General features: G+C 62.3%; 16 protein-coding genes. 7 read left to right on the top strand and 9 right to left on the bottom strand.

Annotated features, from left to right (window positions below; translation table 11 throughout):
• Position 1: 1 nt before the first annotated feature.
• The 3 genes from NUW51_RS08860 to NUW51_RS08850 all read right to left on the bottom strand — a co-directional run bounded on the left by NUW51_RS08860 (position 2) and on the right by NUW51_RS08850 (position 1,284).
• Entirely contained in the window at positions 2–157 is a 156-nt protein-coding gene (locus NUW51_RS08860; RefSeq protein ID WP_265587161.1) for a hypothetical protein, read from the bottom strand.
• Between the two features lie 89 nt (positions 158–246).
• Complete coding sequence (locus NUW51_RS08855; RefSeq protein ID WP_265587160.1) at positions 247–771, bottom strand: DsrE family protein; 525 nt, start codon at positions 769–771, stop codon at positions 247–249.
• 3 nt (positions 772–774) lie between these two features.
• Positions 775–1,284: a nuclear transport factor 2 family protein gene (locus NUW51_RS08850; protein ID WP_265587159.1), complete on the bottom strand. Its 510-nt coding sequence runs from the start codon at positions 1,282–1,284 to the stop codon at positions 775–777.
• Between the two features lie 82 nt (positions 1,285–1,366).
• Here NUW51_RS08850 and ppk2 point away from each other — a divergent pair, with 82 nt between their 5' ends.
• From ppk2 to NUW51_RS08835, 3 genes are all read left to right on the top strand, one after another.
• On the top strand, positions 1,367–2,152 hold the full coding sequence (gene ppk2, locus NUW51_RS08845) for a polyphosphate kinase 2 (protein WP_265587158.1): 786 nt from the start codon (positions 1,367–1,369) through the stop codon (positions 2,150–2,152).
• Positions 2,153–2,238: 86 nt separating this feature from the next.
• A complete protein-coding gene (locus NUW51_RS08840) occupies positions 2,239–3,039 on the top strand; it encodes a hypothetical protein (RefSeq protein WP_265587157.1) in 801 nt (266 codons plus the stop codon).
• A 49-nt stretch (positions 3,040–3,088) separates the two neighbouring features.
• Positions 3,089–3,391: a ribosomal L7/L12 family protein gene (locus tag NUW51_RS08835; protein WP_265587156.1), complete on the top strand. Its 303-nt coding sequence runs from the start codon at positions 3,089–3,091 to the stop codon at positions 3,389–3,391.
• Here the strand turns inward: NUW51_RS08835 and NUW51_RS08830 are convergent.
• On the bottom strand, positions 3,388–3,555 hold the full coding sequence (locus NUW51_RS08830) for a hypothetical protein (RefSeq protein ID WP_265587155.1): 168 nt from the start codon (positions 3,553–3,555) through the stop codon (positions 3,388–3,390). The genes NUW51_RS08835 and NUW51_RS08830 overlap by 4 nt on opposite strands.
• A gap of 223 nt (positions 3,556–3,778) precedes the next feature.
• Here NUW51_RS08830 and NUW51_RS08825 point away from each other — a divergent pair, with 223 nt between their 5' ends.
• Positions 3,779–4,060: a hypothetical protein gene (locus tag NUW51_RS08825; protein WP_265587154.1), complete on the top strand. Its 282-nt coding sequence runs from the start codon at positions 3,779–3,781 to the stop codon at positions 4,058–4,060.
• 231 nt (positions 4,061–4,291) lie between these two features.
• Positions 4,292–5,647 carry a hypothetical protein gene (locus NUW51_RS08820; protein ID WP_265587153.1) on the top strand — a complete coding sequence of 452 codons (1,356 nt, stop codon included), beginning with the start codon at positions 4,292–4,294 and terminating at the stop codon, positions 5,645–5,647.
• Positions 5,648–5,669: 22 nt separating this feature from the next.
• Here the strand turns inward: NUW51_RS08820 and NUW51_RS08815 are convergent, their stop codons facing one another.
• From NUW51_RS08815 to NUW51_RS08795, 5 genes are all read right to left on the bottom strand, one after another.
• Entirely contained in the window at positions 5,670–5,891 is a 222-nt protein-coding gene (locus NUW51_RS08815; protein WP_265587152.1) for a DUF2188 domain-containing protein, read from the bottom strand.
• A 136-nt stretch (positions 5,892–6,027) separates the two neighbouring features.
• Positions 6,028–6,684 (bottom strand): hypothetical protein, encoded by a 657-nt coding sequence (locus NUW51_RS08810; RefSeq protein ID WP_265587151.1) that lies wholly within the window; start codon positions 6,682–6,684, stop codon positions 6,028–6,030.
• Positions 6,685–7,740, bottom strand: coding sequence for a ParA family protein (locus tag NUW51_RS08805; RefSeq protein WP_265587150.1), 1,056 nt, complete (start codon positions 7,738–7,740; stop codon positions 6,685–6,687). It abuts the gene before it with no gap.
• A 2-nt stretch (positions 7,741–7,742) separates the two neighbouring features.
• The gene (locus NUW51_RS08800; RefSeq protein ID WP_265587149.1) at positions 7,743–8,783 is read right to left on the bottom strand and encodes a ribonucleotide-diphosphate reductase subunit beta; all 1,041 of its coding nucleotides are present in this window, start codon (positions 8,781–8,783) and stop codon (positions 7,743–7,745) included.
• A 51-nt stretch (positions 8,784–8,834) separates the two neighbouring features.
• Positions 8,835–10,697, bottom strand: a complete 1,863-nt coding sequence (locus NUW51_RS08795; RefSeq protein WP_265587148.1) for a ribonucleoside-diphosphate reductase subunit alpha — start codon at positions 10,695–10,697, stop codon at positions 8,835–8,837.
• Between the two features lie 490 nt (positions 10,698–11,187).
• On the opposite strand from NUW51_RS08795, the gene NUW51_RS08790 reads away from it, so the two are divergent.
• Positions 11,188–11,685: a YybH family protein gene (locus tag NUW51_RS08790; RefSeq protein WP_265587147.1), complete on the top strand. Its 498-nt coding sequence runs from the start codon at positions 11,188–11,190 to the stop codon at positions 11,683–11,685.
• A gap of 256 nt (positions 11,686–11,941) precedes the next feature.
• Positions 11,942–12,127, top strand: a complete 186-nt coding sequence (locus tag NUW51_RS08785; protein WP_265587146.1) for a DUF465 domain-containing protein — start codon at positions 11,942–11,944, stop codon at positions 12,125–12,127.
• The last annotated feature ends 59 nt before the right edge of the window (positions 12,128–12,186 follow it).

Raw genomic sequence — 12,186 nt, 5'->3', positions numbered from 1 at the left:
TTCAGGCGACCACGCGGGCGGCGCGGACGTGAGGGCTTTCCTCGGCATCGGCAAAGCGGGTCGGGGCATCCGGGGCCGCGAGCGCGCTGCGCAGGACGCGGGTCAGGACGAAGGCGACGCTTCCGGCGATCAGGCTGGCAGTGGCAGTCGTCTTCATGGGTCCGGTCTCCTCTCGTCTTGCTGACTCTCCTGTAAACACAAAATGATGAACATTTCGCGAATAATGCGAGTCAAATGGACTGCTGATCAGAAGGGATTGAGCGTGTAGCCCTCGCGTTGCAGCAGTGCATGGGCGGTCATCGCCGACAGCGCCATCTCCACCCCCGGCATGAGGTCGGACGTATCGACATCCTGCGCCGCTGCCGACTGGCCGCAGACGATGATCCGCGTCCCCGCGCCGAGCAGCGCCTCGACCAATGCGCGATTGGGGTTCGCCTCATGGCCGTGCTGCGCCTCGAAACGCGCGTCCGACACGACCGAGAAGACCGCCGCGCCGTGGATCACCACGGCGGGTCGGATATCGGCGGCGGGCACGCCGGCGGCGCCATGCATGTTGATGAAGCGCGCGACACTTCCCAACGTGCGATTGCGATGATCCTCGGCCAGCTCGGCGCTGTCGAACGCATGGGCGAGGATGAGGCCCGGCGGCAGCGGCGCCGCGCCCTCGACGGCCGCATGCGGGCCGAAATCATCGATGATCGGCCCGGTCGGCCAATCGGTCGGCTGCGCGAGGACGAGGGCGAGGCCCAAGGCGGGGGCGGTGATCGGCATCTGCTACTCCTGCGGCGGATAGGCGGGCGCGGGACCGTGATCGAGGCTCAGCGTCTCGTTGAGCACGAACGTGTCGCCGGTCCAGCGCCAGATGTGCAGGTAGCGCCCGCCCCCCGTCAACTGCCACTCGCCGTCGTGACGTTCGTAGAATTGGTGGTGCGCCTCCTCGAGCGCGCCCCAGTCGCCGAGGGGCGTGATGGTGCGTGATCCCGGGGTAAGGAGGCGGCGGTTCTTATAGCCTGCATTGGCGCTCCCCGGCGCGCGACCTTCGCAGTTGCGGCGCATGCCCGCGATGAAGTCCTCGCGATTGTCGGCGGCGATACCGACGAGATCATGGACCATGCGATAGTCCGCATCGATCAGTGGCGCGACCGCATCGGGGTCGCAGCCCTCGAAGGCGTTCCAGAACAATTTGGCGTCGAGCGTTTCGATCGTGCTGGTGAGCGCGTCTCCCTCGGGCATCGGGGCAGCGGCGAGCGCCAGGGCGACGGCGGGCAGAAGGGTAAGCGACATGCGTTTCTCCTAGGTGTATTGTTTGACTGATACACGAAAGAGCGCCTGTTGCAATGTGGGGCCGCGAGCCTAGGCTGGCGCGATGAAGGGGAAGGAGTATCGCCGCGCGCTCGAACCGCTCGAGCATGAGCTCGTGCAGATGGCGCATTGGGCCGCCGCCACGGGCGAGCGCATCGTCGTGCTGCTCGAGGGGCGCGACACGGCGGGCAAGGGCGGCACGATCCGCGCCATCAGCCGTCACATCAATCCGCGCCAGTGCCGTGTCGTCGCGCTCGGCAAGCCGTCGGAGGACGAGCGCAGCCAATGGTATTTCCAGCGCTACGTCGCGCACCTTCCCAGCGCCGGCGAGATCGTGCTGTTCGACCGCAGCTGGTACAATCGCGCCGGGGTCGAGCGGGTGATGGGCTTTGCCAGCGAGGAACAGGTCGATGCCTTCCTCGACGCCGTCCCACGCTTCGAGAAGATGCTCGTCGAGGACGGTATCCGCCTGTTCAAATATTGGCTGTCGGCCAGCCAAGAGAAGCAGGAGGAGCGCTTTGCCGAGCGGCTCGCCGACCCGTTGAAGCGCTGGAAGCTGTCGCCGATCGATGTCGCCGCGCGCACGCGTTATGCCGACTATACCGCCGCGCGCGAGGCGATGTTCGCCAAGACGCATCGCGACCATGCGCCGTGGACGGTGGTCGATTTCAACGATCAGAAGCAGGGCCGACTGACGCTGATCCGCGACCTCTTGGACCGCTTGCCCGACACGAAGGTGCCCGAAGAGGCTGTCGACTGGCCCGCGCTTGGCCATCCGCCGCTCGAAGAGGATTTCGGCCTGATCGGCCCGATCGAGCATGACGATCAAGGCACCGGGCCTCGCCACTAAAGACAACTTATATTAACCCTTGTCCTGATTGGATGAAGGGGGACATCATGCCTTATCGTCACGCGCATTGGTGAGTGCTGGCCTGCATGGGAGTGATCCTCATCGGTTTTTGGCCGAGCTATTGGTCGGTCGCTTCGAGTGCGCGCTGGGAGCATCATTTCCATGGCCTCGTGTCGAGCCTGTGGGTGATCCTCGTGGCGACGCAGAGCTGGACCGCGCATCGCAAGTCGTGGGGCTGGCATCGCATGGCGGGCAAGGCGAGCCTGACGCTTTTCCCTTTCCTCATCGCCGGGCTGTTCGCGGTCGAGGCGATCAATGCCAAGGCCTATGACGCGGGCGAAGGTTTCCTCCTGCCGACCTACGGCCCCGCCTTCCTGTTCGGACTCGGCATCGCCGCGGCGGCCTATGTCACGCTCTACTATCGTGCGCTCAGCCAGCGGCGGAAGGTGTGGTCGCATGCGGCCTATATGCTCGGCACGCCGATGATCCTGTTCGAGAGCCCGGCAGGACGCGCGCTCAACCTGCACGTGCCGGGGTTCCTCATCGAGGGGCCGCAGCATGTCGGCCAGGCGATGGTCGGCATCCTTGTCAGCGATGCGCTGATGGTCCTGCTGGCGCTGGCGCTGTGGTGGCGGGCCCGCGCTCGCTCCAACGCCTTCCTCGTCGCCGCGGGGTTCATCGGTGCGCAGATGCTGTTGATGGCTGCTCTCTATTACGGTGCGGGCGTGGGGAGCGGTTTTGGCGGCGGGCTGGTGCGCGCGTTGGCGCTGGTGCCGACCGCGACCATGATCGGCATTGGCTTCGCGATCGGTGCGGCGTCGAGCTGGCTCGGCTGGCAGGCGGGCAAGCGGCAGGGGCTCGGGCGGACGGGCGCGCTGGCGGCGTGAGCGCATCCCCGCTAGACTCCGCAGCAAGCAGGGGCTGAAGGGGCGGGCGATGTTGAAGACGATTTTCCTGATGCTGGCGAGCGTGGTGCTGGGTTTCTACCTCGGGCGGCGCAGCATGGTGGCGGGCGACCCTGCCGGGGTGGACCGGACGGCGCCGGCGCGCATTCCCGGCGACATCACGCCGGCGGCGCGCCGGACGATGGAGGAGCAGCTGCGGCGCGGCGAGACGATCGGGGCGATCCGCACGGTGCGGATCGACACCGGCTGCGGGCTGAAGGAGGCCAAGGCCTTTGTCGATGCCTATGACGCCCGGCGAAAGGCGCCGCGGCCGGGGGATCCGATCGAGCGCTAGCGGCGCTGGCGAAAGGGCAGGGCGAAGCGGACGCGCGGGTGGTTGTCGTTGGCCTCGGGACCGCGGCGGCGCTGGCGGCGCGGCAGGAGCCCGAACAGGTCGGCGAGTGCGAGCAACATCGGGCCGATGACGAGAATGATGAGCATATAGGTCGACATGGACATGGCGCTTTTCCCCCCGGAAGCGAACGGTCATGGCTGGGTTCAATTCTGCGTTTAATTCACTCCGTTTAACGCGCGGTAAATAGAATAGACGGTGCCGCACCGCGCCGCGTTAACCATGGCCATTGGCAGCATCGGCGTGTGTCCCGAGCGGACAGGCGCGGCTGCATTCGCCTTAACCCTGTTTGCCAAGGGCTCGTGAACCTTGGTGGTCAACCATGCACCCATGGCACGACAAGAGCAAATCGGGCCCGGTGGGGCGTTGTGGGACTGGATCGGCGAGCATGCGCGCGACGAGGCGATGCGGCAGCTGGAGCGCGAGGGCTGGCGCCCGCCGCCGGGCCCGCGCGAGGCGGGCGACCGGCTGGCCTGGGCGGTGATCGTGGTGGTCGCGGCGGCGATGCTGCTGGGGCTGTGGTGGGGCTTTGCGGGCGGGCGGCACGAGGGGCCGACGCGGCTGGCCGAATGGAACGAGTTGCGCGCGGCGGAGGGCGTTGCGGGGCGGTAGGCTGTAGGACGTTTTCCCCTCTGCAAGTTGAGAAAGTTGACGGTGGGTCGGGGGGTGCCCGAGAGGGGCCGCATCGAGCCTGTCGCGAAGCGTCGGGACGAGGGCGCGATCGGGCATATGCGCACCATGACAGACAGGGCGCGTGTAGGACAGCGATGACTAACCCAGTTTACTTTGCCAGCTTGATCGGGAAGACTGTTCCGGCTCGGTAAGGAATAGTTGGGGGAAGTGATGAAGCCCGAGTGTGTCAAGTCAGGCGAGCGCGCGCGCCTGTTTCCGATCCTGTCCGAGACCTCGAAGGAGGGGCGGACGACATCCATTTTCCTCGCAACGATGACCGCGGTGCGCGAGTTCGGCACGCGGCTCTTGAGCAGTGTCGGCCAACGCGCGGGCAAAACGTCGCGGATCGGCACCTGGACAGAGATCACGTTCGATTGCGGGCCGCGCGAGCCTGACCTGGGCCGCCCTGACGGGCTGATCGTGCTCGATACAGGGCGGCGCAAGTGGACCGCGCTGGTCGAAGCAAAAGTCGGCAAATCCGAGCTGACCGCCGAACAGGTGAAGCGCTACCTCCAGCTTGCCAAGAAGAACAAGATCGACGCGGTCATCACCATCTCGAACCAGTTCAGCGCCTTTCCGCAGCATCATCCGATCGCCAAGGATATCGGTTCTACCAAGGGGGTCGAGCTATATCATTGGTCGTGGATGCACATCCTTACCGAAGCAGAACTGCTGACCGAGAATGGCGAGGTGGTCGATGAGGATCAGGCGCTGCTGCTGAGTGAGTTCAAGCGGTTTATCACGCATGAGAGCGCGGGGGTGCGTGGGTTCGACCGGATGCCGTCGAGTTGGACGTCGCTGGTGCAAAACGTGCAAGCTGGCGGGCGGTTGACGCGTAGCGGCGCGGTCGAGGAAGCCGCCGAGGCGTGGCAGCAGGAGTGCCGCGACCTGTGCCTCATCCTGTCACGCCAGCTCAAATGCGAGGTGACGCAGCGATTGAGCCGGGCAGCAGCGAGCGATCCCGCCAAGCGGTTCGAGGACGATGTGCGCGGCATCCTCGAGGATCACCAGCTCGCGGTCACGTTAGTGGTGCCCGACGCGGCGGCGGACATCGACGTCGTCGCCGATTTGCTGACGCGCAATATCCAGGTGTCGATGTCGCTGGCGGCGCCGGGCGACCGGGTGCGCAACACGGCGCGGCTCAACTGGTTGATGAAGCAATTGCCCGAGAAAGGTGTCGATGACGTACACGTGCGGTGCAAGTGGCCGACGACCTCGCCTGCAACGCAGGAGACGGTCGAGACGTGGCGCAATGACCCCGCGCTGATCGACGAGGGCAAAGGCAAGATGCAATGCTGGGGCTTCGATGTGATCGAGGTGACCGACGTCGGCGCCCGCTTCGGGTCGCAAAAACCCTTCATCGACGCGCTAGAGGCTGCGGTGGCCGATTTCTACAACGACATCGGCCAGCATCTGAAAGCGTGGCAGGCGCGCGCACCTCGGGTCGATCGCGATCGAGACAGCGTAGCGAAAGTGTCGCCGGCGGCCATTTCGCAGGATGCCGAGGCGGAGGCGTCGGGCCTCTAGCGCGCCCTGCCAGTCTTTTGTCTTAGCCCGGGAAGCGTTCGGGGTCGTTGCCGTAGCTGTGGCGTTCGCGGATCTGGCCGTCTTCGCCCTGAAGAAAGACCTCGACCTTGTCGGCGCGGCCCATGCGGCGGGCTTCGTCCCAGGCCTCGGCCTGCGTCTCGTGGAGGCTGGAGGCGCGTTCCCCGCCCGCGCGCTTGACCTGCCAGCCGTCGGCGTGGGGGGTGCACCAGATATTGTCGGCCATGATGATCGCTCCTCTATGGTTCGTTTCGTTGACGGACCAATGGGCGAGAGGGGCGCGGCGTTGCGCGCAATGGGGTGAGGTGAGTCGATAAGCCGCCGAGCGGCTGCATTTTGCCAGAAAGAGAAGAATCGTAATCTTACGCGAAGAATTCAATCTCCGCTGCCAGTCCGCCCACTTCATCAGGAAAAACTTTTCCTAGGTAATCGACAAGCCAGCGAGACTTCGACGCTGCCACATGGTTGTATAGTGGCGATTCAGTAAGAACATGATCCACCACAGCGCGTATATTGGTAGCTTCGAAATGCGACGAAAAATCTACGAAATACATGCCATCTTTATCGCGGCAGAAGCCGGTCGTATTAAGATTGAATAATTCGGCAAGCTCGTTTGAGACCAATATCCTAGGATTCTGAGATATCTTAGATTCGATACCGTACGCCACGACGAGCGCTTGGCTAAAAATGATATCATCTTCCTCGCTGTGCTTTCCGAACGCGACGCCGCCTCTGCACATAATTCCTCTGAATAGGAATCGCGCTTGTACTTGGCCAACGAGGTTACAGAAGGCTGAAAAGTCCTCTGGGGTTTGGCTAAATTTCTGCGAGATAATGATTGAGTCAGAAAATTGCTTAATAGAAACCGCGTCTGCGGTCTTTAGCGCACGTGCCTCTTTAAGTGTCTCGGTGATCAGCGGAAGATATCTCGGACCATCACTTCCCGAATGGCAGTCTTTTCGAACCATCTCGGAAAATCCGAGAATGTCTATGAACGAGACAAAATAATATTCTAGCAATTACGCTTCTTCCAACAAGGCGGCCAGCTTGTCGAACTCTACGCTGAACTCCTCCATCCGTTCGACCTTGTCTTTCCAAACATTTCCCTGCCACTGCGGGCCGATAGCTTTGGAATCCGCCTGTTCGATAGCAAAGACAGGTTTTCCTAATTCTTGCATCAAAGGAGCTAGACTCACGAAATCGGGGATTCGTGCGACAACACAACTTTCATCATCGAACCCATTTGATAAGTCCCGACCCTCCGCCGAATGTTTCTTCAGCACTGGAAGGAGCTTGTTCGCGAATCGTGCAGGAAGTTTGTTAATCCAAAACTTATAACCCTTCTTGGGTTCGCCACTAAGGCGCTTAAAGTTCTGAACAATAATGCCAAGAAACTTTGGCTTACCGTCACGAACGGGGAGGCCTAATGTCCTAAAATCTTCTACGATTTGGCTATGCTCACGGAGCCATCTATCAAAAATGGTCGATAGTGTTCCAAGCGCTTGTACGTTAAATCGATCAGGAACGGTTGGCACGAAAAAAGCGTCGCAAGCCAAGAAGCATGCCCTAGTGATAGCTCCCGAGCTGGGTCCGACATCAATCAAAATGAAATCAATATTCTCCGCTTCTGCGATGCGGTGCAAGAAGTCGCCAATGGCAACGTATGTTCTCTTTTCATGGATCTTATCAGAGAATCTTTGACTATGCGCTTCGGAAAGCGAGTCTTCTATATCGCTTAATGCAACATCCCCGCGGAGAAGGCTGAGGCCTTCGGTGATGTGCAAAAGCTCAACTTTTTCGAGGTCTACTTCCGAAGAGGTGCCTTCGATTCGCGGCTTCAAAGCCTCTAGCAAAGTTGTTCCAGGCAGCTCTTGCTCTTCACCGGTTTGCTCAGAAAGCTCATCGAGGCTGCTTATTTGCTGTGCAAGCATTAGTTCTGTAAGATTGCACTGAGGGTCGGCGTCGACGACTAGGACGCGATGGCCTCGCGCATGGAGCTTATGCGCAAGATTGAACGTCGTCGTTGTTTTAGAAACGCCACCTTTGTGGTTATAGAGGCTCGCGATTTTGACCACGGCTACTTAGCCCCCTCAAACAGCCCCGCACCCTCGTCGGCCGCATTCTCGGCCTTGCCGGCCTTCGCCTTCTGCCGCGTGTCGAAATTCTCCCACACGTCCTTCCAGTCGCCGCGGGTCGCGCCTTTCGAATATTCGGTGGCGCGGGTTTCGAAGAAGTTGGCGTGTTCGACGCCGTTGAGGAGCGGCGCGAGCCAGGGAAGCGGGTGTTCCTCGACCATGTAGATGGGCTTGAAGCCGAGCTGACCCAGCCGCCAGTCGGCGATGTAGCGGATGTACTTCTTGATGTCCTTGGCAGTCATGCCTTCGACCGGGCCCATTTCGAAGGCGAGGTCGATGAAGGCGTCCTCGAGGCGCACGACCTTCTGGCAGCAGTCGACGATGTCGTCCTTGACGCTCTGCGTGAGGCAGTCGCGTTCCTTCACGAATTCGTGGAACATGCGGATGATGCCCTCGCAGTGGAGGCTTTCATCGCGCACCGACCAGCTGACGATCTGGCCCATGCCCTTCATCTTGTTGAAGCGCGGGAAGTTCATCAGCATGGCGAAGCTGGCGAACAGCTGGAGGCCCTCGGTGAAGGCGCCGAACATGGCGAGAGTCTTGGCGATGTCCTCGTCGCTCTCGACGCCGAACTGGTTCATATAGTCGTGCTTGTCGGCCATCTCCTTATACTGGAGGAAGGCGCTATATTCGCTCTCGGGCATGCCGATGGTGTCGAGGAGATGCGAATAGGCCGCGATGTGGATCGTCTCCATGTTGGAGAAGGCGGCGAGCATCATCTTCACTTCGGTCGGCTTGAACACGCGGCCGTATTTTTCGTGGTAGCAGTCCTGCACCTCGACGTCGGCCTGGGTGAAGAAGCGGAAGATCTGGGTGAGCAGGTTGCGCTCATGCTCGGTGAGCTTTTGCGCCCAGTCGCGGCAATCCTCGCCCAGCGGCACCTCTTCGGGCATCCAGTGGACCTGCTGCTGGCGTTTCCAGAAGTCGTAGGCCCAGGGATATTCGAAGGGCTTGTAGGTCTTGCGGGCTTCGAGGAGGGACATGGTTCTCTTCCTTATTCTTCTGTCGGGCGTGCGGGCAGCGTGATCACGCGCCTACTGGCAGGCCAGGCATTCGTCATAGTCGGTGCTGGGCAGCTCGTATTTGGCGGCCTCGGGGGTGTTGTCGGCCTCGACGCCCCCGGCGAAGCCGGCGCGCTGCACGGACTTGGAGCGCAGGTAATAGAGCGACTTGATGCCGAGCTCCCAGGCGCGGAAGTGGAGCATCAAGAGGTCCCACTTGTCGACGTCGGCGGGGATGAAGAGGTTGAGGCTCTGCGCCTGGTCGATCATCGGGGCGCGGTCGCCGGCGAGCTCGAGGAGCCAGCGCTGGTCGATCTCGAAGCTCGTCTTGAAGGTCGCCTTCTCGTCGTCCGAGAGGAAGTCGAGGTGCTGGACGCTGCCGCCCTTCTCGAGGATCGAATTCCACACCTGGTCCGAGTTCTTGGACTTTTCGGTGAGGAGCTTTTCGAGGTGCGGGTTCTTGACCGACCAGCTGCCCGACAAGGTCTTGTGGGTGTAGATGTTGGCCGGGATGGGCTCGATGCAGGCGCTGGTGCCGCCGCAGATGATGCTGATCGACGCGGTCGGGGCGATCGCCATCTTGCACGAGAAACGCTCCATGGCGCCCATGTCGGCGGCATCGGGGCAGGGGCCGCGTTCCTTGGCGAGCATCATCGAGGCTTCGTCGGCCTGGGCGCGGATGTGCTTGAAGATCTTGTTGTTCCAGCTCTTGGCCATGGCGCCCTCGAAGGGGAGGCCGCGGGCCTGGAGGAAGCTGTGGAAGCCCATGACGCCGAGGCCGACCGAACGCTCGCGCTCGGCGCTATATTTGGCGCGCGCCATCTCGTCGGGGGCGCGGGCGATATAGTCCGAAAGGACGTTGTCGAGGAAGCGCATGACGTCCTCGATGAAACGGTGGTTGCCGTTCCATTCGTCCCAGGTCTCGAGGTTGAGGCTGGAGAGGCAGCAGACCGCAGTGCGGTCGGCGCCGAGGTGATCGCGGCCGGTAGGCAGAGTGATCTCGCTGCACAGGTTGGAGGTCGAAACCTTAAGGCCGAGGTCGCGATGATGCTTGGGCATGTTGTCGTTCACCGTGTCGGCGAAGACGATATAGGGTTCGCCCGTGGCGAGACGGGTCTCGACCAGCTTCTGGAACAGGCTGCGGGCGTTGACCTTGCCGCGCACGGTGCCGTCACGCGGGCTCTTCAACTCGAATTCCTCGCCGTCGCGCACCGCTTCCATGAACTCGTCGGTGATGAGAACGCCGTGGTGGAGGTTCAATGCCTTGCGGTTGAAGTCGCCCGAGGGTTTGCGGATCTCGAGGAATTCCTCGATTTCCGGGTGGTGGATGTCGATGTAGCAGGCGGCCGAGCCGCGGCGCAGCGAGCCCTGCGAAATGGCGAGGGTGAGGCTGTCCATCACGCGCACGAAGGGGATGATGCCCGAGGTCTTGCCGTTGAGGCCGACGGGTTCGCCGATGCCGCGGACCGAGCCCCAATAGGTGCCGATGCCGCCGCCCTTGGAGGCGAGCCAGACATTCTCGTTCCACGTGCCGACAATGCCGTCGAGGCTGTCGGAGACCGAGTTCAAGTAGCAGCTGATCGGCAGGCCGCGACCGGTGCCGCCGTTCGAGAGAACGGGGGTGGCGGGCATGAACCAGAGGTTCGAGATAGCGTCATAGAGGCGCTGGGCGTGCTTCTGGTCGTCGGCATAGGCCGAGGCGACGCGCGCGAACAGGTCCTGGTAGCTCTCGCCGGGCAGGAGATAGCGATCGCGCAGCGTTTCCTTGCCGAACTCGGTCAGCTTGGCATCGCGCGCGGGATCGGTCTCGATCTGGAAACGGCGCTCGTGAACCTTCTTCGAATCCGAGACGGTGACGTCGTCGGCATTCACTTCGCTGCTCGATGCGAGATCCATGATCTTCTCCCTAAGGCCCCTTAGCGGACATGGACCGACTCGGCTGGTCCGATGTTCCTGTTTCGTTCATATCGGTTCCAACCCCCTGTTGGAAGCCGCGAGAGGACAAAAGAGAGTCAGTTCAGCGACTTATCCCCATGATCCCCGCTACCCACAACTCGCCCCATGCCGGAAATAGGGATTCCCGGCCCCAATCGCTAGATGTTGCGGGGCGTGCCGTTGGTCAACACAAGGGATAGTGTCCGAGCCGCCTGCTTAACGCAAGAGTCATTTTTTCGACCGCGCCGCGGTTTAATCCGAATTGAACAACCAAATGGCTGGCTTCCGGGCTTTTTCGCGCCCCAAAAAATCTGTGGATGATTTTGTCCCGAAATGAGTCGCCGATGGCGCCCCTTCGACGGAGCCGCCCATGCATTGGTCGAAGAAAGGTGGAGGCGTGAGGACGCGGCGGGCATGAAGCAGTCAAACCATGCTCCAAGGAGAACTTGTCGTGACGCCTTTTGCCCTCGCCGCCGCCCTTTTCGCTGCCGCCCATCCGGCCACGCCCGCTCCCGCGCCGGCCGCGCCGGTAGGCTGTGTCGGCGAAGATATGGAGGCGGCGCAGGAATGCGCGGCCATCGCGGCAGCGGCGCGGGCCTTTTCGGCAGCCTATGTCGCGGGCGACGTGGAGGCGCTGCTCGATCTCTATACGCTGGACGGCGTGGCGATGGCGGGCGGGCGCGACCCGCTCGTCGGGCGCGAGGCGCTCGCGCGCTTCTGGCAGCCCAACGAGGCCGTGGCGGTGGTCGCGCATGAAACCGTGTCCGATGCGCTCGAATTGCGTGGCCCCGCTATCGCGATCGACCGTGGCATCTACCGCGGCACGACGCGGCGGGTGGAATCGGGCGAGGAGGCGAGCTGGGGCGGGCGCTACCTGATCGTCTGGGAAAAGGGCGCGGACGGGAAGTGGCGCATGGCCGAGGACATGTGGGCGGCATTCGAGCGGTAGGCCAAGAGGCGACTACATCTTTTGGTCCATGACGGCGCAATTCGCTTGAACTTTTCGGGCGCCCACCCATTTTAGACCCACGGACCGGGCCCCTCTGGCGCGCCCTCGACCGACCCCCGAGCGGGAAGGGCGCGTGATGTCGGACCGTATCGGAAGATTCCGATGCGTCAGGATGGGCCCCCTCTCCTTCCCCTCCCCATAGGCGCATCCCGGCGCATCGGTTCTTTCGATCATTTTTCGTCTCGTAATGGAGAAGATGATGACGGCCCGAATGTATCGATTGACCGAGATCCACCAGAAGATCGACGCGCATCTGCGTGCCGAGCAGCGCCGCAAGGTGCCCGACGGGGTGGCCATCTCGAAGCTCAAGAAAATGAAATTGCGCGCCAAGGACATGCTGTACCGACTGCATCTTGGATTGCGCTCCGAAACGTCGCGCTAAACGAGCGGCGCCACCGCCGGGGCATCTGCGGGTGCCTCGGCGGACCATTTTCTCGCGGG

This window comes from Sphingomicrobium arenosum, from assembly GCF_026157085.1.
Lineage (GTDB): Bacteria > Pseudomonadota > Alphaproteobacteria > Sphingomonadales > Sphingomonadaceae > Sphingomicrobium > Sphingomicrobium arenosum.
Note: the sequence above shows the minus strand (reverse complement) of the source record. Positions and strands in the feature narration are given on the sequence as shown.